Annotated in this window: 36 protein-coding genes; 25 read left to right on the forward strand and 11 right to left on the reverse strand. The window is 38.2% G+C overall.

What is annotated here, in order from left to right; all coding sequences use genetic code 11:
• Positions 1-13 precede the first annotated feature (13 nt).
• Genes FAR12_RS04070 through FAR12_RS04080 form a run of 3 tightly spaced genes read left to right on the forward strand, consistent with a single transcriptional unit; the run spans position 14 to position 1,586 of the window.
• The gene (locus tag FAR12_RS04070) at positions 14-550 is read left to right on the forward strand and encodes a P-loop NTPase family protein (RefSeq protein WP_126406596.1); all 537 of its coding nucleotides are present in this window, start codon (positions 14-16) and stop codon (positions 548-550) included.
• Positions 525-1,031 (forward strand): GNAT family N-acetyltransferase, encoded by a 507-nt coding sequence (locus FAR12_RS04075; RefSeq protein WP_126406599.1) that lies wholly within the window; start codon positions 525-527, stop codon positions 1,029-1,031. The genes FAR12_RS04070 and FAR12_RS04075 overlap by 26 nt, the downstream gene beginning before the upstream one ends.
• Positions 1,032-1,046: 15 nt before the next feature.
• Positions 1,047-1,586: a GNAT family N-acetyltransferase gene (locus FAR12_RS04080; protein ID WP_126406602.1), complete on the forward strand. Its 540-nt coding sequence runs from the start codon at positions 1,047-1,049 to the stop codon at positions 1,584-1,586.
• Here the strand turns inward: FAR12_RS04080 and FAR12_RS04085 are convergent.
• Positions 1,567-2,076: a hypothetical protein gene (locus tag FAR12_RS04085; RefSeq protein ID WP_126406605.1), complete on the reverse strand. Its 510-nt coding sequence runs from the start codon at positions 2,074-2,076 to the stop codon at positions 1,567-1,569. The genes FAR12_RS04080 and FAR12_RS04085 overlap by 20 nt on opposite strands.
• Before the next feature lie 2 nt (positions 2,077-2,078).
• Positions 2,079-2,447 carry a hypothetical protein gene (locus FAR12_RS23280; protein ID WP_170972080.1) on the reverse strand — a complete coding sequence of 123 codons (369 nt, stop codon included), beginning with the start codon at positions 2,445-2,447 and terminating at the stop codon, positions 2,079-2,081.
• A gap of 276 nt (positions 2,448-2,723) precedes the next feature.
• Between FAR12_RS23280 and FAR12_RS04090 the strand changes: the two genes are divergently transcribed.
• The 3 genes from FAR12_RS04090 (at position 2,724) to FAR12_RS04100 (ending at position 5,306) form a co-directional block, all read left to right on the forward strand.
• A complete protein-coding gene (locus tag FAR12_RS04090) occupies positions 2,724-3,011 on the forward strand; it encodes a hypothetical protein (RefSeq protein ID WP_126406608.1) in 288 nt (95 codons plus the stop codon).
• 96 nt (positions 3,012-3,107) lie between these two features.
• Complete coding sequence (locus tag FAR12_RS04095) at positions 3,108-4,724, forward strand: ABC1 kinase family protein (protein ID WP_126406611.1); 1,617 nt, start codon at positions 3,108-3,110, stop codon at positions 4,722-4,724.
• A 24-nt stretch (positions 4,725-4,748) separates the two neighbouring features.
• Positions 4,749-5,306, forward strand: coding sequence for an HAD-IIIA family hydrolase (locus FAR12_RS04100; protein WP_126406614.1), 558 nt, complete (start codon positions 4,749-4,751; stop codon positions 5,304-5,306).
• Between the two features lie 2 nt (positions 5,307-5,308).
• Here the strand turns inward: FAR12_RS04100 and FAR12_RS23285 are convergent, their stop codons facing one another.
• From FAR12_RS23285 to FAR12_RS04110, 3 genes are all read right to left on the reverse strand, one after another.
• Positions 5,309-5,452 carry a hypothetical protein gene (locus FAR12_RS23285; protein WP_170972081.1) on the reverse strand — a complete coding sequence of 48 codons (144 nt, stop codon included), beginning with the start codon at positions 5,450-5,452 and terminating at the stop codon, positions 5,309-5,311.
• Positions 5,453-5,517: 65 nt separating this feature from the next.
• Entirely contained in the window at positions 5,518-6,150 is a 633-nt protein-coding gene (locus FAR12_RS04105) for a hypothetical protein (RefSeq protein ID WP_126406617.1), read from the reverse strand.
• Positions 6,151-6,178: 28 nt separating this feature from the next.
• The gene (locus FAR12_RS04110) at positions 6,179-7,555 is read right to left on the reverse strand and encodes an alkaline phosphatase (protein WP_126406620.1); all 1,377 of its coding nucleotides are present in this window, start codon (positions 7,553-7,555) and stop codon (positions 6,179-6,181) included.
• Between the two features lie 198 nt (positions 7,556-7,753).
• Between FAR12_RS04110 and FAR12_RS04115 the strand changes: the two genes are divergently transcribed.
• The 4 genes from FAR12_RS04115 to FAR12_RS04130 all read left to right on the forward strand — a co-directional run bounded on the left by FAR12_RS04115 (position 7,754) and on the right by FAR12_RS04130 (position 10,088).
• The gene (locus FAR12_RS04115) at positions 7,754-8,119 is read left to right on the forward strand and encodes a VOC family protein (protein ID WP_126406730.1); all 366 of its coding nucleotides are present in this window, start codon (positions 7,754-7,756) and stop codon (positions 8,117-8,119) included.
• 25 nt (positions 8,120-8,144) lie between these two features.
• Positions 8,145-9,113 (forward strand): glycerophosphodiester phosphodiesterase family protein, encoded by a 969-nt coding sequence (locus FAR12_RS04120; protein WP_126406623.1) that lies wholly within the window; start codon positions 8,145-8,147, stop codon positions 9,111-9,113.
• Positions 9,114-9,310: 197 nt separating this feature from the next.
• Positions 9,311-9,493, forward strand: a complete 183-nt coding sequence (locus tag FAR12_RS04125) for a hypothetical protein (RefSeq protein ID WP_126406626.1) — start codon at positions 9,311-9,313, stop codon at positions 9,491-9,493.
• Positions 9,494-9,560: 67 nt separating this feature from the next.
• Entirely contained in the window at positions 9,561-10,088 is a 528-nt protein-coding gene (locus FAR12_RS04130; protein ID WP_126406629.1) for a YfiT family bacillithiol transferase, read from the forward strand.
• Positions 10,089-10,129: 41 nt separating this feature from the next.
• On the opposite strand, the gene FAR12_RS04135 is transcribed toward FAR12_RS04130, so the two are convergent.
• A complete protein-coding gene (locus FAR12_RS04135; RefSeq protein ID WP_246010289.1) occupies positions 10,130-10,771 on the reverse strand; it encodes an HD domain-containing protein in 642 nt (213 codons plus the stop codon).
• 148 nt (positions 10,772-10,919) lie between these two features.
• Here FAR12_RS04135 and FAR12_RS23290 point away from each other — a divergent pair, with 148 nt between their 5' ends.
• From FAR12_RS23290 to FAR12_RS04155, 5 genes are all read left to right on the forward strand, one after another.
• A complete protein-coding gene (locus FAR12_RS23290) occupies positions 10,920-11,069 on the forward strand; it encodes a hypothetical protein (protein WP_170972082.1) in 150 nt (49 codons plus the stop codon).
• Between the two features lie 116 nt (positions 11,070-11,185).
• Positions 11,186-12,013 carry an electron transfer flavoprotein subunit beta/FixA family protein gene (locus tag FAR12_RS04140; RefSeq protein ID WP_126406631.1) on the forward strand — a complete coding sequence of 276 codons (828 nt, stop codon included), beginning with the start codon at positions 11,186-11,188 and terminating at the stop codon, positions 12,011-12,013.
• Entirely contained in the window at positions 12,013-13,047 is a 1,035-nt protein-coding gene (locus FAR12_RS04145) for an electron transfer flavoprotein subunit alpha/FixB family protein (protein ID WP_126406634.1), read from the forward strand. The genes FAR12_RS04140 and FAR12_RS04145 overlap by 1 nt, the downstream gene beginning before the upstream one ends.
• Positions 13,031-14,326: an FAD-dependent oxidoreductase gene (locus tag FAR12_RS04150; protein WP_126406636.1), complete on the forward strand. Its 1,296-nt coding sequence runs from the start codon at positions 13,031-13,033 to the stop codon at positions 14,324-14,326. The genes FAR12_RS04145 and FAR12_RS04150 overlap by 17 nt, the downstream gene beginning before the upstream one ends.
• Positions 14,326-14,622 carry a ferredoxin family protein gene (locus FAR12_RS04155; RefSeq protein WP_170972083.1) on the forward strand — a complete coding sequence of 99 codons (297 nt, stop codon included), beginning with the start codon at positions 14,326-14,328 and terminating at the stop codon, positions 14,620-14,622. Before FAR12_RS04150 ends, FAR12_RS04155 begins: the two co-directional genes overlap by 1 nt.
• 105 nt (positions 14,623-14,727) lie before the next feature.
• Here FAR12_RS04155 and FAR12_RS04160 read toward each other — a convergent pair whose 3' ends face one another.
• Positions 14,728-15,069, reverse strand: coding sequence for a hypothetical protein (locus FAR12_RS04160; RefSeq protein ID WP_126406640.1), 342 nt, complete (start codon positions 15,067-15,069; stop codon positions 14,728-14,730).
• Between the two features lie 129 nt (positions 15,070-15,198).
• On the opposite strand from FAR12_RS04160, the gene FAR12_RS04165 reads away from it, so the two are divergent.
• Together FAR12_RS04165 and FAR12_RS04170 are read left to right on the forward strand one after the other, a co-directional pair.
• Complete coding sequence (locus FAR12_RS04165) at positions 15,199-15,735, forward strand: GNAT family N-acetyltransferase (protein ID WP_126406734.1); 537 nt, start codon at positions 15,199-15,201, stop codon at positions 15,733-15,735.
• A gap of 23 nt (positions 15,736-15,758) precedes the next feature.
• Positions 15,759-16,097: a DnaJ family domain-containing protein gene (locus tag FAR12_RS04170; RefSeq protein ID WP_126406642.1), complete on the forward strand. Its 339-nt coding sequence runs from the start codon at positions 15,759-15,761 to the stop codon at positions 16,095-16,097.
• A gap of 61 nt (positions 16,098-16,158) precedes the next feature.
• On the opposite strand, the gene FAR12_RS04175 is transcribed toward FAR12_RS04170, so the two are convergent.
• Together FAR12_RS04175 and FAR12_RS04180 are read right to left on the reverse strand one after the other, a co-directional pair.
• Positions 16,159-17,172: a DUF3231 family protein gene (locus FAR12_RS04175; RefSeq protein WP_281275631.1), complete on the reverse strand. Its 1,014-nt coding sequence runs from the start codon at positions 17,170-17,172 to the stop codon at positions 16,159-16,161.
• Positions 17,173-17,258: 86 nt separating this feature from the next.
• Positions 17,259-17,870, reverse strand: coding sequence for a LysE family translocator (locus tag FAR12_RS04180; protein ID WP_126406644.1), 612 nt, complete (start codon positions 17,868-17,870; stop codon positions 17,259-17,261).
• Between the two features lie 131 nt (positions 17,871-18,001).
• Here FAR12_RS04180 and FAR12_RS04185 point away from each other — a divergent pair, with 131 nt between their 5' ends.
• The 5 genes from FAR12_RS04185 to FAR12_RS04205 all read left to right on the forward strand — a co-directional run bounded on the left by FAR12_RS04185 (position 18,002) and on the right by FAR12_RS04205 (position 21,095).
• Complete coding sequence (locus FAR12_RS04185) at positions 18,002-18,577, forward strand: nucleotidyltransferase family protein (protein ID WP_126406646.1); 576 nt, start codon at positions 18,002-18,004, stop codon at positions 18,575-18,577.
• Between the two features lie 30 nt (positions 18,578-18,607).
• Complete coding sequence (locus tag FAR12_RS04190; protein ID WP_126406648.1) at positions 18,608-19,006, forward strand: VOC family protein; 399 nt, start codon at positions 18,608-18,610, stop codon at positions 19,004-19,006.
• 116 nt (positions 19,007-19,122) lie between these two features.
• Positions 19,123-19,758 carry a YhbD family protein gene (locus FAR12_RS04195; protein ID WP_126406650.1) on the forward strand — a complete coding sequence of 212 codons (636 nt, stop codon included), beginning with the start codon at positions 19,123-19,125 and terminating at the stop codon, positions 19,756-19,758.
• Between the two features lies 1 nt (position 19,759).
• Positions 19,760-20,404: a hypothetical protein gene (locus FAR12_RS04200; RefSeq protein WP_126406652.1), complete on the forward strand. Its 645-nt coding sequence runs from the start codon at positions 19,760-19,762 to the stop codon at positions 20,402-20,404.
• Positions 20,405-20,420: 16 nt separating this feature from the next.
• On the forward strand, positions 20,421-21,095 hold the full coding sequence (locus FAR12_RS04205; protein WP_170972084.1) for a polymer-forming cytoskeletal protein: 675 nt from the start codon (positions 20,421-20,423) through the stop codon (positions 21,093-21,095).
• Between the two features lie 36 nt (positions 21,096-21,131).
• Here the strand turns inward: FAR12_RS04205 and FAR12_RS04210 are convergent, their stop codons facing one another.
• Both FAR12_RS04210 and FAR12_RS04215 read right to left on the reverse strand, forming a co-directional pair.
• The gene (locus FAR12_RS04210) at positions 21,132-21,494 is read right to left on the reverse strand and encodes a GIY-YIG nuclease family protein (RefSeq protein WP_126406656.1); all 363 of its coding nucleotides are present in this window, start codon (positions 21,492-21,494) and stop codon (positions 21,132-21,134) included.
• 15 nt (positions 21,495-21,509) lie between these two features.
• Complete coding sequence (locus FAR12_RS04215) at positions 21,510-22,256, reverse strand: DUF2087 domain-containing protein (protein WP_126406658.1); 747 nt, start codon at positions 22,254-22,256, stop codon at positions 21,510-21,512.
• A 195-nt stretch (positions 22,257-22,451) separates the two neighbouring features.
• Between FAR12_RS04215 and FAR12_RS04220 the strand changes: the two genes are divergently transcribed.
• From FAR12_RS04220 to FAR12_RS04230, 3 genes are all read left to right on the forward strand, one after another.
• Positions 22,452-23,147 (forward strand): Type 1 glutamine amidotransferase-like domain-containing protein, encoded by a 696-nt coding sequence (locus tag FAR12_RS04220; protein WP_126406660.1) that lies wholly within the window; start codon positions 22,452-22,454, stop codon positions 23,145-23,147.
• A complete protein-coding gene (locus FAR12_RS04225; protein ID WP_126406662.1) occupies positions 23,144-23,506 on the forward strand; it encodes a hypothetical protein in 363 nt (120 codons plus the stop codon). Before FAR12_RS04220 ends, FAR12_RS04225 begins: the two co-directional genes overlap by 4 nt.
• 232 nt (positions 23,507-23,738) lie before the next feature.
• Positions 23,739-23,909 carry an aspartyl-phosphate phosphatase Spo0E family protein gene (locus FAR12_RS04230; RefSeq protein WP_126406664.1) on the forward strand — a complete coding sequence of 57 codons (171 nt, stop codon included), beginning with the start codon at positions 23,739-23,741 and terminating at the stop codon, positions 23,907-23,909.
• Positions 23,910-24,011: the final 102 nt, after the last annotated feature.

Consider the following 24,011-nt stretch of genomic DNA (forward strand, 5'->3'; position numbering starts at 1 on the left):
GAGAGTTATATAAATGAAGATTCGTATAATAGGTTCAGTTGCTAGTGGAAAAACAACACTAGCGAGGAGACTTTCCGCTAAATTAAATATTCCTTACTATGAATTGGATAATGTGGTTTGGAAGCGACACGAAACAGGTGATATTAGAAGAACAGACAAAGAAATGAAAGATTATTTAAATGAAATTGTCCAAGCAGAAGATTGGATTACTGAAGGTGTACATGGGGAGGAATGGGTTGCTTCTACCTTTACTAAGGCGGATGAAATCATCTTTTTGGACCCAAGCTATTCGGCTCGTACCTTTCGTATCATCAAGCGCTTTGTTCGTCAGAAGTTAAGACTTGAAAAAGCTCATTATCAGTCAACGTTCAAAATTTTCCTAAAAATGTTCAAGTGGAATCGACATTTTGAAGAGATAGGAAAACCAGCTTTTTATGAGAAATATGAGGGAACTTTAGATAAGACCGTTGTGCTCAAGAAGAATGCTGATATAAAAAACTACTTAAGCTTAGAGGTGAATCATAATGGAAACAGATTTGAAAATAATTGAATTAAGGTCAATAAAGGAATATGTCGATGAATTGTCTCAGCTTTTAAAAGAAGTCGTCGATTTGGGAGCGTCAATTGGATTCCTGCCACCACTTAGTCTAGTGGATGCCCGTCAATACTGGGAGGATGTTTTAGAGCCTGGTGTCATTTTGTATGTGGCGTTCAAAGATGAGCAAATCGCTGGAACGATTCAATTGCATTTATCTCAAAAACAAAATGGTCTCCATCGCGCTGAAATTGCCAAATTATTGACACATCCGCAGTATCGAAGAAATGGAGTTGCACGTGCCTTGCTTCAGGAAGTGGAGAATAGAGCAAAGGCTGAAGGGCGCTCCTTATTGGTGTTAGATACGAGAGAAGGAGATCCATCTAATCACCTCTATCGTTCTTCCGGTTACGTTGAGGCTGGAAAAATTCCATTTTACTGCATCTCGGAAAATGGACAGTTGGACCCAACGGTTATTTACTATAAGTATTTTTAGAAGGAGACACACGTTGTGTTGAATATTGAAATTAGAAGACCAAGGAATGAAGATATGGATGAACTGTATGAGTTTTTTCAAATCATGGTCAAAGACACTTATACAAAAGAAGGCATTGGCGACAAACTTGAGGATTTGGAAAATGAAATATTAGTGAAGAAGATTTATCTGATGGATGATTTGACGACGCAAGGTGAAAAAAGATTTTTTTTGCTCGCGATCTACAAGGACAAAATCATCGGCTCAATTGCCTATGGCCCAGCAAATGAAATTATTGTCGGCTGTTTGCATAAATCCACAAGCGAAGTTTTGGAATTAGGTACCGTATTTGTACACCCTGATTATCAATATCAGGGAATCGGAAATCTTTTATTAGCATCAATGTTTCAAACAATGAACAAGAAAGGGATCAAAGAATTTTGGTTAGATAGTGGCTATAAGGGTGCTCAGAAAATTTGGCAAAAGAAATTTGGAGAACCGGAAATATTTCTAAAGGATTATTGGGAAAAAGATGCCCATCATATGATTTGGAAAGTTACTGTTCCTGATGCGTAGTTTTGGCCTGATAATTCATTATGAATATGAAAAAATAATAGGTAATCGTTAGTACCACAATATAAACGGGTAAGGAATAGACATGTTTCCACCCTGTTAATACAAATACATGAATTTTCGTAAGAGTTATTTCGAAGACGACGGAAAACAATGTCCATATCAATAGGTAAGCCACTAATTTTAACCTTTTCCATTGTAGAATATCAAGAATATATACATATAGATAGCCGAAGGCAGGATACACAAGGTAGAAAATGAGATCAAAAATTTCGTAATCCTTTCGATCATTTAAATTGTATAGATTATGTGGATTTACAGCAAGGGAATGATCGAGAATGCTTGGAAAAGAAATGCTAATTAACACAATTAACGGCGTAATCGGCTTTTGAAATCGATTTGGTACCAATACGAAAACAAGTAAAGAACAAATAAGTGCAGCTAAGATAAACCATTCATTTATATCGAATTTCTCAGGAAAATTAAGTGCCATATTTATTCCCTCATTAGTCGTTTTTTTCTATACCAAATCCAGAGCGTGAAAGTTGTCAGAACCGTAAATGCCCACTCTGATAAAGAATATAAAAGGAAATGGTTCGTTGTGGAATGGATGACGCCAATCTTGATAAAGATGTATTCGGTTAGTGACATGCTGATGATACTGAAGAGAATGATCAAAAATTTCCAAGACCGTTTTTTCATTCTTGCGTATAGGTCAAAGAACACAACGATAATTAATGGATGTAGAAATAATCTTTTAAGAAAATATATGATAAAATAGCTCATCCGTTCTGACAAAGCAATCACGTGTAAATTAAAGAGAAGGATGGACGAAACGGAGTGGAGGATGATCCACACAGTCATCCAAATGAAGAAAATTTCAAAAAGATGCAGTCTTTTCTTATAGTTGAGAAAAATGAACATAAGGAACATAAGGGTAGTAAGGTACAATGATATGACCATGAGATGAGTTCACACCTATAGATTTAATATATTTAGTATGAATTAATCATTCTTTCTATATACAATGGCTAAGGTGAATTTGAAAAATTATTTCATATACCTGTATAACTTCCTTACTCTTGAAACCATGATAAGGAGAAACCGATATGACCGTTTCAAAAGTAAGGAGGAGAATACATGCCGAAAAAGTCTGAGGTAGAAAAAGAGCAATCTTTTGCAGATATAAATGAACTGAACCGAATGTTGGCAGCAGTTTTAACTTATCTATCCGATGACGCTATCGAAGAAATCGATATTGAATACCTTCTGGACCATACGGATGGTCTTCGGGAATGGTGGGAACACTATCGGGAACAAAATCGAAAACAAATTGAAGAGGAAATTACGCAGTCGTTAGAGGAGTTATCATTAGAAGAGTTAGAACGCCTCCGCCAACAAATTAAAGAAAAAAAGAGCTCATCGTAAAGCATTCCTCAAAATAAGTGGAATGCTTTTTAGATGAATCTTTGTTAAAGGTAGATCGTATTTTACATAGAGTTCTAAATAGAGAGAGGGTTCTTCATGAAGACGAATCGATTTGTACGGATGGGTAAAATATTGAGGCTTGCTTTCGGCATCATTTTTCAAATATACCGGTTTAAAATTACGAAGAAACCCCCATCCGAATGGGACAGGCTTTGGAGTGAAATCGGAGAACGATTTCGAAAAACACTGTTTGAATTAGAGGGGTTATTGATTAAAATTGGGCAAATCCTAAGTACTCGAGCAGATTTGCTTCCCGAGAGTTTCATCAAGCAGATCGAAGACCTTGCGGATCACGTTCCTCCGTCTACATGGGATGAAATTGAACAAGTTCTTGAGTCTGAATGGGGCGGGCCTGTACAAGAGTTTCTTCAATCGATTGAACAAGAGGCGATCGCTTCTGCTTCAATCGGCGAAGTGTATAAGGGAGTTTTAAAAAGTGGAAAGCAAGTTGCCATTAAAGTACAGCGACCTAATATTCAATCAATCATTCAAACAGATTTTCATACATTGAAAATCATCATTTGGATATTGGACCATCTCGTTCCTGTTCCAAAAGGATTCATCAATTTTAAAGTGTTATATCGGGAGTTAAAGCAAGTGATTGGAAGGGAGCTTGATTTTAACGTAGAACTACAAACGCAGTTGTACTTTAGAGAGCGATTTAAAGATAAGGCATATGTTGTGATACCTAACGTTTATCCTGAACTCAGCACTTCAAAGGTGCTCGTCATGGATTGGATAATAGGCGAGCGTATTACAAATGAGAATGCGCTTTTGGAGATGGGAGTAAATCGCAATGAATTGGTCAAACACCTAATAGAGCTCTTCCTGCCTCAGTGGCTAGAGCCAGGTACTTTTCATGCCGATCCTCATCCTGGTAATATACTCGTGACAAAACAAGGGAAAATTATTTTACTCGATTATGGTATGGTCGGAGATATTAGCAAACAGGATGCTAACTGTTTTCAGGAGTTAATCGAAAATATACTTTCAAAAAATTACGCGAAAGCAGTTGAATGTCTAAGGCATTTAGGGTTCTTGTTGCCTGAGGCAGATGCTCGTGTGATAGAAAAGTTTCTAGCAGAAATGGCCTCATTTCAGTTGAATCAATTAAAAGCTATTGATATTTTTGCGTTGAAAAAGGAATTGTATGAAATGGTTCATGTTTTGCCAATCCAGGTTCCTACTCGTTTTGTATTTTTGGGACGAGCTTTTGTTACAGTTGAAGGGATCATACAGCATCTTGTGCCAGAAGGCGACCTAGTGGAAATGGCTAAGCCTATCTTTTTAAGATGGCTTAATCAACAAGGAAATGCAAAATGGGCCTTTGCTTGGCGTTGGTTTCAATCACAGCCTCTATTTAAGATCTTTCATACAATCACGGATTTTATAAACATGCCTCGAAAGTTAGAGGCTTTGAAAGAGGTAGAACAAAGACGACATTTTCAATTTCAGATCTATGAAAGTCGGAAAAAGCAGTTATTCCAATTTGTATTTCTTGGTATAGTTGGAATTGGAGTAGGGATCTATTTAGAGCATTCTCTTATTACACAGATTTTTGGTGGAATATTAGTGGTATCAGGGATTGGTTACATCATCTCTCATATCAAGCTAAAGAAATGGATGAAGTATATGCCGAATAAACATAGATAGTTAAATGGTTCGGAGGGGAAACAATTGAATATCCAAGCGGTTTTTATAGATAGAGATGGAACAATTGGTGGGAATGAAACGGTTATCTATCCTGGTGAATTTGAGTTATTCCCTGGGGTTGAGGAGTCCATTCGCGTACTAAAAGATGCTGGTGTTTTAACCTGTTCTTTCACCAATCAACCAGGAATTGCTCGAGGCGAAGCTGTGATTGGGGATTTTGAAAAAGAATTAAGTCGTTTTGGAGTAGATAAATTTTATATTTGTCCTCATCAGCATACAGAAGGGTGTGAATGCAGAAAACCATCCCCAGGGATGCTTTTAAAAGCGGCAGAGGAGAATCATCTCGACCTGAAGAAATGCATCGTTATAGGTGATCGATGGACAGATTTGATTGCTGCTGATGAAGTAGGGTGTATGAAAATATTAGTCAAAACCGGAAGTGGAACAAGTGCTTATGAGCAATACATAAACAGTGAATATACTGGTCGTTGGGGCGAAATACAGCCAGATTTTGTCACTAGTGATTTTAATGCAGCGGTGCAATGGATCATGATAAAAAAGGCTGCACTTGGCAGCCTTTAAGGTTAAGGGTTATTAGGGTTACTTGGTTCTTGAATCGGGACCCGTTTACTTGGTGGCTTAGGATAATTTTCACCAGCAGGGGCCGTCAAGGTATTTCTTTTGTCCAAAACCTTTCCTGTATATTCGATTGGATTACTGTCCTTCATTGTCGTCACCTCCATTAATAGGATGATTCAACAATTGAATTCCAATCACAGGTAAATGTTCCAAACTAAAAGGTCAGCTTGATTTCTTGAGAATTAAAGATCTTCATTTCACTTTTATTAAAAATATCGCTCGTATTAAGTAAGATCCACTCGAGAGTGCCAGGGGTATGGACAATGAATCCGATATTTCCTTGTTTGACTTCTTTCCCTAGAAGTTCGCCGTTCAGCTCTTCAAGATAAATATCCTCGTGCCAATCGAATTCCTCTCCTAGGTTGGTTTTCATTTTGGCTACGGGGGCAAAATGTACTGGCTCAGTTGAGGTATTTTCGACCTGTACGAATACTTTCACGAAATCAAATTCCTCTTCGTGTGTCAGGACATGAAAATAGTCGATTAAACTATAATCAGGTCGTAAATGAATTTGTTTCATCTCTTTGATAGTGAGACGAATTGGGCCGAACTCAAATGTATCACCAATTTCTGAGATAGCTTCTAAAGTGGCTTCACCTTTTTTATCAGAAACTGTTTGCCCGATTTCCATTAAGGAACGGTCATCTGGTACCTGTGGATTGGGACTGTATTCAGTTGAAAAAGTTGATTCGGCTTCTACTACACGTGCCTCAGCTAAGTTATTATCGTCTGAGCATCCTACTAACAAAAGTGCACTTAGAAACACAAGATTAAATTCTCTTTTCACACGAACACCCTCCAAGCGTAACGTATTTCTATCTGTCCTTGATCGAAATTCTATATTTTAGTATTTCAAAGATATTTTTGGCGATGTCGGTATTGTCAATTTGTCCAGCAAATTTGTCAGAGGAAGGGCCATATGCAAAAACCGGAACATCTTCTCCAGTGTGACCACCAGTCGTCCAACCTGTGTTAGAGCGAGTATCAAAGATTTCTTCAATCGCATTATCGATTTCCACGATTTGCTTTGTGGCAGCAGCTGTTTTCACAGATTGAATTTCTTCTTTAGTTAATTCAAGATCAATGTATTGCTTCAATGTCTCTTCTACACTAGCACCAGCAACAATTTTCTCTGCCATAAAATCAGGCGTACGTTTCGCTGCTTTTAGTGCTTCTGGATACCAGTTATAGATACCATTTGCACCGATAGAGAATCCACCTGTAGAATGGTCCGCTGTTGCAACTACTAAAGTGTGCTTGTCTTTTTTTGCAAAATTTATGGCTGCTTCGAACGCTTTTTCGAAGTCTTCCATTTCACTCATCGCACCAACAATGTCATTGTCATGGCCAGCCCAGTCGATTTGACTTCCTTCTACCATTAAAAAGAAGCCATCCTTGTCCTTGCTTAGCCGTTGGATTGCAGAGTTTGTCATGTCTTCCAATGAAGGAGTATCCTCAGTGCGGTCAATCATTTTCGCCATGCCTCTTGGGGCAAATAGACCAAGTACCTGATCATTTCTGTCTTTTAATAAATCCTTCTTATTTGTTACATAACTAAATCCATCTTCTTTAAACTCATCCACAAGATTTCGGTCATTTCGGATAAAAAGGTCTGTTCCACCACCAAGTAGAACGTCAATTTTATGCTTTCCTTTGACTAAGTCATCGAAATAATCATCAGCGATAGCGTTCATATTTTGACGACTATGATCGTGTGAACCAAAGGATGCAGGCGTAGCATGTGTGATTTCAGAAGTTGCCACGAGTCCAGTCGCTTTCCCTTGTTCTTTAGCAGCTTCAAGCACTGTTTTCACGTTAGTTCCATCATTATCAACTGCGATGGCATTGTTATATGTTTTGATTCCCGCAGACATGGCGGTTGCTGCGGAAGCAGAATCGGTAATATTTTGAGCAGGGTCTTCTGGGTAAGTTATTTGCTGACCAATGAGATAGGGATCGAATCCTGTTGTATCAACAAATTTTGATTTTGCCGTATCTTTTAAATAACGATGGGCTGACGTGTAAGAGACTCCCATACCGTCTCCGATTAGAACAATGACATTCTTGATTTTTGCGTTTGAATGTTCCTGCTTTGCATCTACCGGCAGGATGCTCCCCATTAGACTTCCAGTTGCTACAGCAGATACTACTACCAATGGGACGAGTTTCTTTTTCCACTTTTTTGACAACATGATTTTCCCTCCTTAAATTAACTTCATTGCCTATTATATTTTTGGTAGTTTAATAGTCTATTAATAATATATTTGAATTTTGTAAATATTTTTAGGTCAAAAGTTGGTCGGCTTTTCGAACTAGTTACCTAGAATTTTTAGGAATTAGAAGGAGGTCTAGGTTTTTTGGCGAAACCAATATTAGGGGAGGATGAGACAATGAAAAGTCCAATTAAAAACAAAATCAATCTCGTGTTTATACCTGTCACAGATATACAAAAGGCAAAAGAATGGTACACTATGATTCTAGGCTTGGAGGATGGCGAGGATTTTTTTGAGCATTTGTTTGTTGCTAAAATGGAAGGTGCAGGACTTATCCTTGATACAATGCCAATGTGGAAAGATGAAATGGGAAAAGTGCCAAGAATAAATGTACCAGTGATTCAGTTTGGAACAGATGACATCCATGCATCTTATGAATTTATGAAGGAGCATGGAGTGGAGCTTGTTACAGAGATAGAGCATGAACAATTCTTCGTTTTCAAGGATCTAGATGGCAACTTACTGATGGTATGTCAGGGCTGAAGAATTAACTACGGAGGATTCGTTAATGAAAAAGAAATTAAAAATCGTAGGGGCACTCGTATTGTTGCTAATGGTCTTTATTTTTTTGAACAATACATCCTTATTTGTAAAAACGGGAAATCCTACACTGCTTGCGCATCGTGGGATGGCGCAAACCTTTCCGATGGAGGGAATTGAATGGGATACGTGTACGGCTGAAATTATAAATGAACCAGAGCATTCCTATCTTGAAAACACAATCCCTTCCATGGAAGCGGCTTTTGCAGCTGGAGCCGATGTGGTCGAATTTGATATAAAAAGAACAAAAGATAATCAATTAGCTGTTTTTCATGATTTTGAATTGTCTTGCCGAACCGATGGCAAGGGTTCGGTTTCTGATTATACGATGGAAGAATTGAAACAATTGGATGTCGGATACGGCTACACTGCTGATGGAGGTAAAACCTTTCCTTTTCGCGGAAAAGGGTTAGGGTTAATGCCTTCTTTAACTGAAGTGTTGACACAATTTCCGGAACGGTCATTTCTTATTCATATTAAGAGTAGTGAGCAAGAGGATGGTGAACTCTTGGCACAGTATTTAAAAGATCTAGCGCCGGAGCAACGGAAGTTAATTACGGTTTATGGCGATGATGTACCAATGGCGGCATTAAAGAAGCAAATACCGGAAATCCCGGTTATGTCGATGGCGACCTTGAAAAGGTGTATGCTACCATACATAGCAGTTGGATGGACAGGCTATATCCCGAATGCTTGTGAAAATACACAACTACATCTACCTGAGAGGTATGCTCGTTGGATGTGGGGATGGCCTAACAAATTTGTGGAGCGAATGGAGTCAGTTGGTACGAACGTAGCCATTGTAGCAGGCGACGGAGCTTGGTCTGAAGGATTTGATACTTTAGAAGATTTAGAGCGATTACCTTCTGATTTTGGTGGACAAATTTGGACAAATCGGATTGAGTTAATTGCCCCTAAAATAAAGAACGGAAAATAAACAAATGAAAGCTGTCCTATCGGTCTATTTGGCTTCGGTTGGACGGCTTCTTTTTGTCTTAATTTCAAATGTATAGGACGACTTGTTCTCCAACCTCAACGCATTTTTCGAACTTCTTAAGAATAATACAAGATCCATAGTACATAGGGATGAGAATAGAAATGTCATAAAAAAGCTTCTGTGAGGAGCTGAAACCAATGAGAAGAAACCGAAACATGCCAATTGTTGCTCTACTTGCTGTCTTCTTACTGGTATTTATTATTGTTATTGCGATTCGACATATAAAGGTGTACATCGTGTTTAGTTCTGGATTAGGACCTTTTATTATCATCGGCTTGATCATCTTACTGATTCTTTTTGTTTTTTTCAAAGGCTTGTAAAAAAGGATTTTACCGGAGATGTATCGAACATATTCTTATATAGCGTTTTGTTAAGGAGGAAAGATAGATGGATGTAAGGTACCCAATTGGGAAATTTCAAGTAGATAGTGAAATCACTATGGATCTCGTGCAGGGGTGGATCGAAGACGTGGATCAATTACCTGGACAATTACGGGAAGCGGTTGAGGTACTAAACGATGAACAGCTTGATACCCCTTATCGTGATGGAGGGTGGACAGTACGACAGGTTGTTCATCATTTAGCGGATAGTCATATGAATGCATATATTCGATTTAAGTTAGCTTTAACAGAGGAGAACCCGATCATTAAGCCATATGAAGAAGCGGAGTGGGCGAAATTACCAGACTCCGAGTTACCAGTTGAAGTTTCGTTAGCTATATTAGAAAATGTGCATTTACGTTTAGTGAAAATTTTAAACAGTTTAGGTCCAGAAGACTTAGAAAAAACATTCGTTCACCCTGATTCAGGGCTAACAGCGGTGGCAAAAAACATCGGATTGTATTCCTGGCATGGACGTCATCATCTTGCCCATATTACTTCCCTATGTTCTCGGAAGGGATGGAAAGTGTATTAATAAAAGGGGACTCCTTTTTAGCGGAGTCCACTCTAAAATTATTAATCTTTCCACTCAGAAAAGAAGACGCGCAAGTATTCTTCCATAAATTGATGTCGTTCCTCTGCAATCTTCTTCGCGTAATCCGTATTGATTCTATCCTTCAGTTTTAATAGTTTTTCATAAAAGTGATTGATTGCCGTTGACTTGCCGTTTCGATATTCCTCTTTTGTCATCGATTCTCTTGGTTTGATAGCAGGATCATGGATTAAATCGCCTTTAGAACCAGCATAAGCAAAGGTGCGTGCGATTCCAATTGCTCCTAGTGCATCTAAACGGTCCGCGTCTTGTACGACTTTGGCTTCAAGTGAAGTCAGAGCAGGTTGTCCACCACCTTTAAAAGAGATGGTTGAAATAATCGCAATGATTTTTTCAATTACTGATTGCTCAACCCCAATGCTTTCTAACCAATTCGTAACTTTTTTCAAACCTTCTACTTCAGATGCATTTAATTTTTCATCCGCAATATCATGTAGCAACGCTGCCATTTCACAAATAAATAAATCAGCTTTTTCCTCTGTCGCAATTCTTCTTGCCATTTCTGTTACACGGGCAATATGCCACCAGTCATGACCACTTGGATCATTCTGTAATTCGTTATGAACGTATTCCTTCGTTAGTGCTATCCAATTATCATGACTCACTAAATTCACCTACCAGAATTTCATCTTTATGAATGTAACTTATATAACAACAATTTCCATTGTAGATGATATTTTCTTTTATGGCTATCTAATTTCCGCATATTCTTTCCTTTTTGAGAAAGGATAAAAAGACGGAGGTTGATAGAAAATGAAGAAATTTTTATATGCTCTATTTTTCAGTGCATCGCTTTTCTCGCTTGCAGGCTGCGGGGACGATGAAATGCCTGAAGAAGGAGAAGAAATAGAAGAAATTGAAGAGGAAGATGAAATCGGAGACGGTGAAATAAATGATGAATGAGGAGGGCATGTGCTCTTCTCTTTTATTTTGTTCGCATGTAAATAGCCAAACAATAATATAGATAGAAGTAAACAGGCTAGGAATAACTTGGATTTTTATAAAAAGGGGGGCGTGACATGCTACACATCGTAGCTTGTATTAAACAGGTACCGGATACGAAAATCATAAAAATGAATCCGAAAACAAACACGATGGACCGAAGAACTGCTCCAGCAATACTAAATCCTTATGATGCACATGCGGTTGAAGAGGCGGTCAGAATAAGAAATCGTTATGGTGGGACTGTTTCCGTCGTGACGATGGGTCCACCACCAGCGGTAAAAGCGATCAAAAAATGTATTGAGATTGGTGCAGATGAGGGATATTTAATCACCGATCGAAGATTTGCAGGAGCAGACACTCTTGCCACAAGCTATGCAGTTACAAAAGCGATCGAAAAGATTTCCAAAACAAATCCTGTTGACTTGATAATTTGCGGAAAAATGTCCATTGACGGGGATACAGGACAAGTGGGACCAGGGATTGCAAGACGTCTTGATATTCCGCCACTTACATCTGTGAATAAGGTCGTGGAGGTCAATCAAGAACAGGGCTATGCCATTGTTCACCGAAAGTTTGAGGACGGTCATGAAGTGGTTCAATCGACTTTGCCATGCCTTCTCTCCGTTGAAAAAACAATTAATGAAGTCCCATATTCATCTTTCCCCAACATGTTAAAGGCAGCAAAATACGAACCCCATATTTGGTCTGTTGATGATTTAGAGAATGTGGATATTAAACAATTAGGCTTGAAGGGCTCGCCAACGATCGTTTCAAAAGTATGGACACCATCAAAGCCGGAAGGTGGCACACTCTTGGAAGGCGATGCAAAGGAACAAGTAGAACAATTGCTTTCTATCATTCTAGAAAAGAAAGAATTGTTTACTGTGAAGGAGGAATCTTAATGGATTTCCAAGATTACAAGGATGTTTGGGTGTTCATTGAGGAAAAGGATGGCGTAATTGCTCCGGTTTCTCTTGAATTATTAGGAGCTGGTAGAAAGTTGGCTGATAAAAGGGGTTCCGAGCTTGCAGGTGTGTTGATTGGTGAAAATATTAAACACCTGACTTCGACGTTATTTGAATATGGGGCAGATATTGTTTACGTCTATGACCAGCCTATTTTCAAGCATTATCGCACTGAATCCTTTATGAAGGCATTGCTTCATTGCTCAAACAAATATAAGCCGGAAATTATTTTATACGGAGCAACTTCTACGGGAAAAGACTTGGCGAGTGCTGTCGCGACAGACCTTCCAACTGGACTAACAGCGGACACGACAGAGTTAGATGTCGAGGAGGATACAGGATTACTTTTAGCAAGTCGTCCTGCCTTCGGTGGAAATATTATGGCGACGATTTTGTGTAAGAAGTATCGCCCTCAAATGGCTACTGTTCGAGCGAAAGTTATGAAAGCGCTCGCGCCTGTCCAAGGCCGAAAAGGGACTGTGATTGAGGAACATATAGACTTAGCGGAAGAGGATATTCGCACAAAAGTGTTAGAGATTGTGAAGGAAACAACAAAAAAGGTGCGTATTGATGAAGCTGATATTATTGTTGCTGGTGGAAAAGGTTTAGGGAGTGCAGAAGGCTTTCAGCTCATTCATAGACTAGCCGAAACATTAGGTGGAGTAGTTGGCGCTAGTCGTGATGTGGTGGAGGCTGGATGGGTCGCGCATGCTCATCAAGTCGGACAAACGGGCGTAACCGTTACCCCGAAAATCTATTTTGCGATCGGAATTTCAGGAGCAATTCAGCATATCGTTGGCATGAAAAACGCTGGATTAATTATTGCGATTAACAATGACAGTGAGGCTGCGATTTTTGAAGCATGTCATTACGGCATTGTTGGGGATGCCTTTGAAATTGTTCCGATCTTAATCGAAGGATTTAAAAATGCATTGACGAGGGAGGAGGTAAGTCATGTCAGAGAAGTTTGATGCAATTGTTGTAGGAGCAGGCCCAGCTGGCATATCGTGTGCTCATGACCTAGCAAAAGGAGGAGCGAATGTCCTATTAATTGAACGAGGCGAATACCCAGGTTCTAAGAACGTTATGGGTGGCGTCTTGTATCGAAAGATGATGGAGGATATTATCCCAGAGTTTTATAAGGAAGCACCACTTGAGCGACCTATAGTGGAACAACGATTTATGATGATGGAAAAAGAGTCCGCCCTTACTTTTAGCTACAAAGGTTTGGAATGGGGGAAGGAGCCGTATAACAACTTTACGGTATTACGAGCAAAATTTGACCAATGGTTTGCAGACAAAGCGGTTCAACAGGGAGCGATATTAATCAATGAGACAGTCGTTCTTGAATGCATTGTCGAGGATGGAAAAGTCGTTGGGGTGAGAACAGACCGTCCTGATGGAGAAGTGTATGCAGATGTCGTCGTACTTGCTGATGGTGTGAATTCATTATTGGCACAGTCATTAGGTTTTCATAAAGAATATAAGCCGAATGAAGTAGCATTAGCAACGATGGAAGTGCTCAAGCTTGATAAAAAAGTCATCGAGGACCGATTCAATTTAGAAGAAAATCAAGGCTGTACGATTGAATTGTTTGGCGATGCGACAAAAGGGATTGTTGGCACAGGATTTCTTTACACAAATAAGGACACATTGAGCCTTGGTGTAGGAACACTTTTATCAGGGTTAATCAAACATAAAATTAAGCCTTACGAATTATTAGAATATGTGAAAAATCATCCAATGATACGACCTTATATTCAAGGAAGCGAACCACAAGAATACTTAGCTCACCTCATTCCTGAAGGTGGCTACAATTCAATGGGGAAAATTGTAGGTGATGGCGTTATTGTCATTGGCGATGCTTCTCAACTTGTCAATGCGATTCATCGAGAAGGTTCGAACTTAGCTATGACATCGGGAAGGCTTGCAGCAGAAACTGTTCTTTTAGCGAAAGAAGCAGGAGATTTCTCAGAAAGAAGGCTTGATCATTATCGCGTCAAATTATTGGACGGATTTGTCGGCCAGGATATGAAAAAATACAAGGACTCCACTCATCATTTCGAAAAGTTCCCTCAATACTTCGAGCAGTATATTCCAATGATCAATCGGGCAGCCAGTCAAATGTTTACTGTTGATGGTTCGTCCAAATGGGAAAAACAGAAGAAAATTATGAAGGATCTTGGCTCTACCAAAGAAAAAATGAAACTTGCTCGTGATATTTATCGAGCTTGGAAGGTGGTCAAATAATGGGGGAACAGAAAAACGCTCAGTCCATTGAAGCGAAGCAATATCTTGTGCGCTTTAACGCAGATACGAAATCACATCTTCATGTGAAAGACGAAGATATTTGTTTAACCCAATGTCCTGATAAAATTTGTACGATTTTTTGTCCAGCAGAAATCTACAAATGGGAAGACATTCGCATGCATGTAGGCTATGAAGGCTGCCATGAGTGTGGAAGCTGTCGAATTGGATGTCCACATCAAAATATCCGATGGGAATATCCGAAAGGCGGTCATGGAATTGTCTTTAGGTTAGCATAAGGAATAGACGAGGGGTGGAGGACTAAGTTCTTTGCCCTTTTTATGTGGAGTAAAAGGTATGTACTTTTTTCACAAGGGATGACAAAAGGAGTGAGGAATGATCCTCTATAATTGTGGCAAGTATGGAGTGGCGATGAGCTGGTCGTTTTTTGCTTTTAATTCCATTTCTCTTAAACAGGCAATAGCTTCATGAAAGGTTGCATGATAAGGAGATTGAAAGTAGGGAAGAAATTGATTAAATGAGCCTATTTCATTTGAAGGAAAGATTACGACTCGCCAAGCGTATTTTTTTTCACGAGCTTCAAGGCCTTCTAATGCTAGCAACCAATGGGTAAAACCTGCAAACATTTTTTCATATTTGTCTTCACATTCAATTGCTTGTAAATCGGATTCGTTAATGGGAATAGGTGTAATTTGATAAAAATCGCGATAATTAAATCCTGTCATTAACATCCCCCCTATCGTAAAAGTAAGGTTAATAAACATTATATGAATGAAGTCAGAAAAAGATTTGTGTTTTCGAAATATTTTCATTTTACTTAAGGTTATGGCATGATGGTACCAGAGGTGATGCACGTGTTACGAGGAAATCAAACATATTTAAGAGAACTTAATGTAGCTGATGCAGATAGTTTACTAGAGTTACAGTTGAATAATCGCCCGTTCTTTGAACAGTTTTCAATGTTACGGACAGAAGAATACTATACGTTAGACAAGCAAAGGCACTTAATTGAAGAGTGGAAACTGAGTGCAGAAAAAGATGAAGAATATCGTTTCGGGGTATTTTTAGATGAGAACCTAATTGGTACAATCAATCTTTATCAAGTTATTCGCAGCTCCCTACAAAGTGCTGTCATTGGTTATTTTCTTGACCAAAAGCATAATGGAAAAGGGTATATGACGGAAGCGGTACAGCTTTTGATTGAATATGCTTTTAATGAATTGAAATTGCATCGAATTGAAGCCGGAGTTATGCCACATAATATTGGTTCGATTCGTGTACTTGAGAAATGTGGATTTCATAAAGAAGGAATGGCACGCAAAAATGTCAAAATTAATAATCGTTGGGAAGATCATCAGGTATTAGCAATCATTAATCCGCATGACGAATAGTTATTGGAAATGGGGAGGTACCTATGGAACATAAATACAATGATTTGATTGGGGAAATTCTTGAGAGGTCGGGGCAAAAGGACAATTTCGACGTGAAAGGGAAAGGCAAGCCGCTTCCGAAAGACTATCTTCAGATGGATACATTTCAGCACTTTCAAAAGATTGCCAAGGATGCTGGTTACCTGCCACCGTGGTTAAAACTGCAAAAGGAAATTTCACGAATGGTTCATGCTTGCGAAACGGCAAAGGAAGTAAAAGAAATAAATAAGAAAATTAAGCAGCATAATAAACTCTGCCCACTTCCATTGCAAAAAGGCTTGGTTAGCTTTGAAAATCTGGAAAAGGCGAAGGAAATTTGGTAATGGGAGCTATTACTTGGTTCTTCATCATTCTGAAAAGGCTTGGGAAAATTCCCAAGCCTTTTTATGGCTTTTCTATTATTTTTTTGCGGTCGGTCGCTTCTGGTATTTTTTCCATCCACCCCTTATTAATCGTAATCTTTATAGCATCTTCCACAAATAACGTGAAACTAATTAAGGACCTTGTGTACATAAAGCCGATATCATGTCGTCCGTTTACGGCCGCAGAGTTACCAAAGTTTCGAATTTTTATGGAAAACATATCTGTCTTATGGTAGAGCATCAACTTATCTGAAAAAGGTGCCACTGTCGAAGTGGTAACCAAATGGTCCAAAGTAGATGGGAAAGGTAAATTAGCTTCGCTCAGATAATCCATGTATTGTTGCAACGCTTTTTGTGTTAGTTCTGATCCTCTAAGGAACAATTCTTTGATCTTTTTGTCTTGTACCACTTGGCTAAAGCCCAGTAGGAGTGCCTTGCTCGCAATATTGGTTTCGATATTATCATAAAGATGGGTCACTTCTAATGCGTGTAAAGGGCGTACATGCCCAAGATAGCCATTTAAAAAGTCGCTCTCCACAAATTCTACCTTTTCTGGTATAGGAATCAGTGGGGGCTTTATAATAAATCCTTTTTTCATTAAAATGTCGTTGATTTCCTCCAGTAATTGCATGGTAGCGTGCATTGTATGGATGAAGAAATCCTTCACATCTTCACGATACATTAATGGGACAGCTATAAGATATAAACTCATTCCTGCTTTGGCAGCATATTTCAAATAATGAACGTAAAACTGGTCTTCAAAAAGACGAGGTGCATTTAAATTCGCATCCTTTTCTGTAAATCCAATCGGGATAGGAAAGTTCTCTTTTTCAAAAATGTTCTTAATCGTAAGTAGAAATTCCTCGCTTAGACTGAGTGCATGTTCTAACAGTTTCTTTATTTCATGATCATCCACATGCTTTAAAAAATAGAGAAGAATCCATTTCGACATGCTATTGCCCATGTAAGTTGCCCACAGCTTTCCCATTTCAGCGGCTGTAAGTTTTTCTAATTGTTCCGAATTATTGTCTTCCAAAAGAAAATCCCCCCTAGCTGTTTTTGTTTATTTTTTCCTTACAGAGAGAAAATATCCAAAAAATTGAACAGGGGGATCTAGACTATTCAATTATGCTTATCCATTGCTAATTTCAATCCGAATCCGATCAACACAATCCCCGTTGCTTTATCGAGGATACCTTGGACCTTAGGAGACATGAGCCATTCACGTAAAATATTAATAAATAGAACGTATACGATAAACCAGGCGATAGAAAGCAATGTGTACGTCGTACCCATGAGAATAAGTTGTAAGGTCGTATTCGTGTCCGTTGATACAAATTGCGGTAAAAATGTGATGAAAAAGACCGCGACCTTTGGATTTAGCACGTTGGATAATAAGCCTTGTTTGAAGGCCGATTTTTTTGGTTCTGGTTGTACCATGGCTTTTTGTTTGTCTTTTCTTTTGATAAAAGAGGACAAACCAAGGTAAATCAAGTAGATGGCTCCAATATATTTAATCATTTCGAAGGCAAAAGCTGACTGCATTAATATCGCTGAAAGTCCCAATGCAGCGGCAAACGTATGAACCAAGCAGCCAGATGTAATTCCAAGAGCGATTATAAAACCCGCTTGGCGTCCATCTGAAATCGTTCTTTTTGTAATGATGGCTGTATCAATTCCAGGACTCATAACGACAAATAATGAAAGCAGTAAAAAGGTCAAAAAATCATTCATACGCGTGGCTCCTTTTTCATGAGGTTAATTCACATAATTTAATGAATAGTTTAACATATTTTCGTGGATGAAAAAGGATAAATTGCACTAAAAAGCGAATAGGAGTAAAAGGTAATTTTATTAAAGGGGCTATTCTGATGTTATCAAGGGAAGAGATTCTTCTATTAATAGAGAATGACAAGTGGATGATGGAGATATTAGAAAATGTTAAAAAGCTAGGTCTGCCAGATTGGTGGATTTGTGCAGGGTTTGTACGGTCGAAAGTTTGGGATGTGTTACACGGTTTTGAGGAAAGAACGCCAATGCCTGATGTGGATGTCATTTATTTTGACGCCAATAATCTAGATGAAGTGGAAGAGAAGAGGTTAGAAGAAAAGCTGAGAATGATGCAACCAACGATTCCATGGTCGGTCAAGAATGAGGCGAGAATGCACTTGAAGAATGGCTTTCCTCCCTATAGTTCGTCGGTGGATGCCATTTCAAAGTTTCCAGAAACAGCGACGGCCCTAGGGGTAAAATTAGACGAGCGTAACAATCTTCTGTTAGCTGCCCCACATGGTATTAAGGACGTAACAAAACTTGTAGTAAGACCGACACCTTATTTTGCTGATTCTGATGATCGAATGCATATGTATCACGAAAGAATCGAGAAGAAGAACTGGAATTCGATTTGGCGTAATGTCAGTTTTTATTATGGCGAAAGGTAAATCAAATAATGAACGGTTGGGGGATTGATTATGATATTTGAAATAACGAATCAGGTGAGAGTGACAAACATTATGGATGGCCAAAAATGGTATGAAACAGTATTAAAAAAGAAACCTGATTTCATCCCCCATGAAGGATTCGCTGAGTGGGAGCTAATTCCAGGGTGTTGGTTGCAGGTAGCAGAAGGCATTCCTACGGTAGGAAATGGACCAATCCGATTTGGAGTAACCAATATTGAGTCTGAAAGAGAGAGGCTTGTAAAAGAGTTAGGAATTGAAGAATTCGAAATTCATTCAAGACCAGAGGTACCAGTAAAATGGGGAGCTTTTTCTGACCCTTGGGGAAATCAACTAGGTTTTTTTGAATATCAGGATAAAGTGGCAGAACAGGACCGAATCAAGATCATCCTTGGAAAGATAGAGGTGTAATGCACAGGGTTTGTCGAGAATCTAAAACAAAACAGCAAGGTTCGAATACCTTGTTGTTTTTATTACCTTTACAACGTAACAGTGTTATGTTACATTGACAACAAGAGGTGATCGTGATGGATGAAACACTCATATCCAAAAAGGATCTTTTAGAAGAAACGAATATTACGTATGGTCAGTTATATCGATGGAAGAGAAAGAAGTTAATTCCCGAGGATTGGTTTATAAGAAAATCTACATTTACAGGGCAGGAGACATTTTTCCCAAGAGAAAAAATCCTCGAGCGAGTGAACAGGATTAAGGAGTTGAAAGAGGATCTATCCTTAGATGAGTTAGCCAATGCTTTCTCACCGAGTACCAAAGACATCGAATTGTCTAAGGGAGATTTCGAGAAACATAACATTGTTTCGAAAAATACTATGCAAATTTACGAAGAGCAGCAAGGAACTTTGAAGACGATTACGTTCCAAACCGCTTTGTATTTGTATATTTTAGATAAGGCATTGGAGACGGGTGAAATTGGTTGGGAAGAAGGAAAGCAGCTAACTCAAACATTGTCGGACTATTACCCGAAACTAGAACAAACCCATGCTTCTGTTGTGGTATTAAGGAAATTGGGTGTTGCATCAGTCTTACTTGTTACAAATGCTAGTCCCTTTTTTGTAGATTCCAAAACGAAGGTGGCTGTGCACTTGAAAATTGAAGATGTCATTAATGAAGTAATTAATGTGTTTGTGAGGAGTGGGTACTGAGATGGGGAATTATGCGATGAAGGACTTGAAAATTGTTGGTGATGGGAGCTATCCTGGCGGAAATTATGAAAAAGTTGCCATCATTGGTAACGGGATTGTTAGCGGGGATGTAACTGCCGGGGAAGGAAAATTTACTGGGAGCTGCGCTGTACAGGGGAATGCCTCGTTTGAGATTTTTCGAATGGTGGGCCAGGGAGATATTGATGGAGACCTGATAAGTGAAGAGGTCAAAGTAGCTGGTGAATTGAATGTTAAGTCGATTCGGTCAGAACTTTTAAAAATAAAGGGATTTTTGAATTCGTCTGGAAATATAGAAGTAGAAGAGATGAACGTCAAAGGTGGATTTGATATCAAGGGTTCCCTAAATGTAGGTCAATTAAGTGTGAATTTACAAATTGCACCGAGTACTGTAACGGAAATTGGTGGGGAAGAGATTACGATTAAGAGTAGGGGGTTACTAAATCGTACGTACAGACTTGAGGCTGAATTAATTGAAGGTGATTCAATTTATCTAGAGTATACAACTGCAAAAGTCGTCAGAGGGAACGATATTGAGCTTGGACCTGGGTGTCAAATTGGGTTGGTGGAGTACCGAGAGAATTTTGAAAATAAAGACTCAAAAGTTGGAGATGCCAAAAAGATCTAATGGGAGGATTTTGCAAATGGCTATAGGACAAAAAGGTGATTTAATCATTTCTGGACATGGAAAATCAGGTGGAGGTTCATTTGAACGGGTAATCATCAATGGACATGGTGTTATTCATGGAGATATCACTGCCAGGGTTGTAGTTATAAATGGCATTTCCAAGATGCATGCTAGTGTTTACGCTGAAGAAATGGAGATAAATGGTCATTCAAAGAATGAAGGACGTGTAACCTTTAGGAAAATGGAGATCAACGGAAAGGCATCCTTCTTAAACAGTATTGAGGGAAAAGAACTACAACTCAATGGAATGGTGAAAATTGAAGGGGACTGTGAAGTTGAAAACGCCGAATTAAATGGTGGTTTTACGATTGAAGGTCTTTTAAATGCTGACACAATTGCCATTTCCTTGAGTGGACGTTCAACTGTAAAAGAAATTGGAGGAGAGACTATTTCGGTGAAAAGGGATAAACAGAGCTTCTTGCAATTAGATAAATTATTTTCCATCTTAAATAAAGAGCTTACGGCTGATATGATTGAGGGAGATGTAATCGAACTAGAAAATACGATAGCGAAAACTGTTCGAGGAAAACATGTTCATATTGGGCCTGGCTGCCAGATTGACTTAGTGGAATACCGAGAAGATATCCGGATTTCAGAGGAAGCAGATGTGAAGAAATCTGTTAAAATATGAAAAAAAGTCGATCCTCTTGATCGACTTTTTTCATGTTCATGATGGTTTACGTTTGTTATAGCCTTTTTCATCGTATGGTTGAAGTTTCTCTAACCATTTATTTTCAAGCTCCTCTAATGCTTCCTTCTCATTATAGTATGGGTCGTCTTTCTTTTTTAAGACCTCCAAAACTTCAATAATAAAGGCATCTTTTCCGAATTGCTGCCACTCTTTTTGGACCTCTGTGTAGATGGAATTACCACCGTTTGTTTCAAGCATAAATCTTAATCCATTTAATGTTTTCAAATTTTTAGTACTGCCAACGAAAATTTTTCCGTTTAGCGTATTTTTAATTTGATAAATTCCAGCTTCTATTTCAATTTCTTTAAATTGTTGTTTTAATTCCTTTTTACGTTCCATCTTTATCACCTTTATCTATTTTATTAGCCAATATTGACTTCCGTCTGGCTTACGATCAAGAAACCCATATTCGATTAAATATCTTCTAATCAAGACGTAATCCTCATAGAAATCCTTTAGAGACTGATTCAATTCATTTTCGTTGTAAACATAATCTACTTTCAACTGCTTAGCAATTTCCTGAAGTGCTACCAATCTTTGTTTTTCTTTTGGAGGGAATTTCATCAACTTACCATTTGAGAAAAATTTCTTAATGATTTTTAATTGTTCTTCTTCGGTAACGTTATAACGCTCATCGACCATTTTCGCTGTTTTATGAACAGGAATAAAGGCTGGTGCATATTCGTCCTTTTCTTTTAATAGCTCCATTAATGCTAAAAATGTTTTTGCTTGTCGTTCCTTTTCTTTTAACGCAAAACGATGGTGGCGAATGGTTGAGGTACTTCCAATTCCAAGCTCAGTTTGTACCTCAGTATCGGTTTTTCCTTGATAAAAAAGGTCGAGTAGTCCTTTTTGATGATCGGTTAGCCCGGTAAGTTTCTTATCCATTCTAAGTAAGTACTCAAATACAGATTCGTGAGACAATTCGATATGAATACGAATAAAACGTTCTGCCTCATATAGAACATCGTTGTATGGATAAATCACACCTTTATCAATTTTCTCACCACATAGGAGGCACGTATAAGCATTCTTTTCTTCGATATAACCTCTCTTTAGTTCTTCTAACGAAGCATTCCAAAATAATTCTGATACATCCATGTCATTCCCGCTTCCTAAACAAATATATGATTTATTTTCTTAATAACAAACATTTTAATAAAAAGTTTGTGTTTAGTCAAATAAAATTGATTTATGTTTGTCTATGAACTAACAAATCGGAAATATGTTTATCAAAAAAATATAGAGGAAATTTCAGTCGTTTGTAGAAATCATAAAGAAGGGAGGAATTATTTTATGAAACAAATCATCGCTTTAGGTGGGGGCGGGTTCTCGATGGAGCCTGAAAATACACTATTAGACTCTTATATTCTTAAACTATCAAATAAGGAAAGACCTAAAATCTGTTTTATTCCAACAGCCAGTGGAGATTCAGAGGATTATATTTCACGTTTCTATCAATTTTTCGAAAAGATGAACTGTGAACCATCTCATTTATCTTTGTTTGTTCCTCCAACGAGAGATTTGGAAGGGTACATTTTAGAAAAAGATATTATATATGTCGGTGGTGGAAGTACGAAAAATCTAGTGGCTCTATGGAAGGAATGGGGTTTAGATTCCATCTTGAAGAAAGCATGGAGTCAAGAAATAATCATTGCAGGAATCAGTGCCGGAGCGATTTGCTGGTTTGAAGAAGGTGTCACAGGCTCTTTCGGAGGGATGGATCCGATTGGTGCTTTAGGATTTTTAAAGGGAAGCTATTGCCCGCATTACGATGGGGAAGTCGATAGAAGACCAGCTTATCGGAAGTTAATTGAGGAAAAAGAAATCATTCCTGGGTATGCAGTGGATGATGGGGCAGCACTTCATTTTATAGATGACAAGCTTTATCAGGTTGTAACTTCACGGCCAAATGCTAAAGCTTATCGAGTATTTTTAGAAGATGGCGTTATCGAGGAAGAACTTGAAAAGAAATACTTAGGTGAAGAATGAAAAAATTAGCAGTTACATTAGGGCTAGTACTTGGTCTTGTAATGGTTTTAGTCGCGGGAGGATTTGGAATTGGACTATTGGTAGCCATAACTTACGAGAGTGGGGATGCATCAGGCTTGCTCTTCATTATCGTACTACTGATACTCCTGTTTGCGCTCATAACCATCATAGGTGTGTTTAAGGTAAATCGTCCTGGGTGGTTGCGATTTTACGTCGTTTATTGTTTTATTCTTGGTATAGCATCTTTGATTGCCTTCTTTATTTTGAGAGGAGCAATCGGAGTTTATATGGAAGGCGCAATTCTTATCATGGGTATCTTATTTATTTGTTTGGGTGTTATTGTGAAAAAAATTCCATGATAAAAGGCTGTTTTTGCAGTCTTTTTTCATTTGGACAAATCCTTTAGATCGGTACGATGAAGCAACCTAGATCAAATTATTTACCTATAGAACTAGGAATATAATTCTAGTTTTTGATTAAAACGCTGATGAATTGTCAAAAATATTGTAAAATAAGTTTACAATATAATACCATTTACTGTTATAATAGGTAATAATTTCTCTGATATTGTTTTTTTAGGAGGATTTATCCATGAAGATAGATGCGAAATACACAGACTTACATAAAAACATAGAACATCTTAGAAGCAAAATGATGAAGACTGGATATAATAAAGGATTGTTAAATTCAGAAACCATTAAATATAGCCAAAAGCTTGATGAATTAATTATCCAACATCAAACTTCACAAAGAAAAAATTAATTAGGTCAATTGTTCTATTTCAAAACGATGCTTTTAAAAAGTATCGTTTTTTCTCATTTAAAGGGAAATGTTATATCTGTATAGAATTAGAAGTGAAATAGT

The organism is Bacillus yapensis (assembly GCF_005280205.1).
In the GTDB taxonomy this organism is placed as follows: domain Bacteria; phylum Bacillota; class Bacilli; order Bacillales; family Cytobacillaceae; genus Robertmurraya; species Robertmurraya yapensis.

What these genes read in the sequence shown, in the direction of transcription:
- FAR12_RS04070 (WP_126406596.1), top strand. Translation starts at nt 14, where the DNA reads ATGAAGATTCGTATAATAGGTTCAGTTGCTAGTGGAAAAACAACACTA.
- FAR12_RS04075 (WP_126406599.1), top strand. Translation starts at nt 525, where the DNA reads ATGGAAACAGATTTGAAAATAATTGAATTAAGGTCAATAAAGGAATAT.
- FAR12_RS04085 (WP_126406605.1), bottom strand. Translation starts at nt 2,076, where the DNA reads ATGGCACTTAATTTTCCTGAGAAATTCGATATAAATGAATGGTTTATC.
- FAR12_RS23280 (WP_170972080.1), bottom strand. Translation starts at nt 2,447, where the DNA reads ATGACTGTGTGGATCATCCTCCACTCCGTTTCGTCCATCCTTCTCTTT.
- FAR12_RS04090 (WP_126406608.1), top strand. Translation starts at nt 2,724, where the DNA reads ATGCCGAAAAAGTCTGAGGTAGAAAAAGAGCAATCTTTTGCAGATATA.
- FAR12_RS04095 (WP_126406611.1), top strand. Translation starts at nt 3,108, where the DNA reads ATGAAGACGAATCGATTTGTACGGATGGGTAAAATATTGAGGCTTGCT.
- FAR12_RS23285 (WP_170972081.1), bottom strand. Translation starts at nt 5,452, where the DNA reads ATGAAGGACAGTAATCCAATCGAATATACAGGAAAGGTTTTGGACAAA.
- FAR12_RS04110 (WP_126406620.1), bottom strand. Translation starts at nt 7,555, where the DNA reads ATGTTGTCAAAAAAGTGGAAAAAGAAACTCGTCCCATTGGTAGTAGTA.
- FAR12_RS04115 (WP_126406730.1), top strand. Translation starts at nt 7,754, where the DNA reads ATGAAAAGTCCAATTAAAAACAAAATCAATCTCGTGTTTATACCTGTC.
- FAR12_RS04120 (WP_126406623.1), top strand. Translation starts at nt 8,145, where the DNA reads ATGAAAAAGAAATTAAAAATCGTAGGGGCACTCGTATTGTTGCTAATG.
- FAR12_RS04125 (WP_126406626.1), top strand. Translation starts at nt 9,311, where the DNA reads ATGAGAAGAAACCGAAACATGCCAATTGTTGCTCTACTTGCTGTCTTC.
- FAR12_RS04130 (WP_126406629.1), top strand. Translation starts at nt 9,561, where the DNA reads ATGGATGTAAGGTACCCAATTGGGAAATTTCAAGTAGATAGTGAAATC.
- FAR12_RS23290 (WP_170972082.1), top strand. Translation starts at nt 10,920, where the DNA reads ATGAAGAAATTTTTATATGCTCTATTTTTCAGTGCATCGCTTTTCTCG.
- FAR12_RS04140 (WP_126406631.1), top strand. Translation starts at nt 11,186, where the DNA reads ATGCTACACATCGTAGCTTGTATTAAACAGGTACCGGATACGAAAATC.
- FAR12_RS04145 (WP_126406634.1), top strand. Translation starts at nt 12,013, where the DNA reads ATGGATTTCCAAGATTACAAGGATGTTTGGGTGTTCATTGAGGAAAAG.
- FAR12_RS04150 (WP_126406636.1), top strand. Translation starts at nt 13,031, where the DNA reads ATGTCAGAGAAGTTTGATGCAATTGTTGTAGGAGCAGGCCCAGCTGGC.
- FAR12_RS04155 (WP_170972083.1), top strand. Translation starts at nt 14,326, where the DNA reads ATGGGGGAACAGAAAAACGCTCAGTCCATTGAAGCGAAGCAATATCTT.
- FAR12_RS04160 (WP_126406640.1), bottom strand. Translation starts at nt 15,069, where the DNA reads ATGACAGGATTTAATTATCGCGATTTTTATCAAATTACACCTATTCCC.
- FAR12_RS04170 (WP_126406642.1), top strand. Translation starts at nt 15,759, where the DNA reads ATGGAACATAAATACAATGATTTGATTGGGGAAATTCTTGAGAGGTCG.
- FAR12_RS04180 (WP_126406644.1), bottom strand. Translation starts at nt 17,870, where the DNA reads ATGAATGATTTTTTGACCTTTTTACTGCTTTCATTATTTGTCGTTATG.
- FAR12_RS04190 (WP_126406648.1), top strand. Translation starts at nt 18,608, where the DNA reads ATGATATTTGAAATAACGAATCAGGTGAGAGTGACAAACATTATGGAT.
- FAR12_RS04195 (WP_126406650.1), top strand. Translation starts at nt 19,123, where the DNA reads ATGGATGAAACACTCATATCCAAAAAGGATCTTTTAGAAGAAACGAAT.
- FAR12_RS04200 (WP_126406652.1), top strand. Translation starts at nt 19,760, where the DNA reads ATGGGGAATTATGCGATGAAGGACTTGAAAATTGTTGGTGATGGGAGC.
- FAR12_RS04205 (WP_170972084.1), top strand. Translation starts at nt 20,421, where the DNA reads ATGGCTATAGGACAAAAAGGTGATTTAATCATTTCTGGACATGGAAAA.
- FAR12_RS04210 (WP_126406656.1), bottom strand. Translation starts at nt 21,494, where the DNA reads ATGGAACGTAAAAAGGAATTAAAACAACAATTTAAAGAAATTGAAATA.
- FAR12_RS04215 (WP_126406658.1), bottom strand. Translation starts at nt 22,256, where the DNA reads ATGGATGTATCAGAATTATTTTGGAATGCTTCGTTAGAAGAACTAAAG.
- FAR12_RS04220 (WP_126406660.1), top strand. Translation starts at nt 22,452, where the DNA reads ATGAAACAAATCATCGCTTTAGGTGGGGGCGGGTTCTCGATGGAGCCT.
- FAR12_RS04225 (WP_126406662.1), top strand. Translation starts at nt 23,144, where the DNA reads ATGAAAAAATTAGCAGTTACATTAGGGCTAGTACTTGGTCTTGTAATG.
- FAR12_RS04230 (WP_126406664.1), top strand. Translation starts at nt 23,739, where the DNA reads ATGAAGATAGATGCGAAATACACAGACTTACATAAAAACATAGAACAT.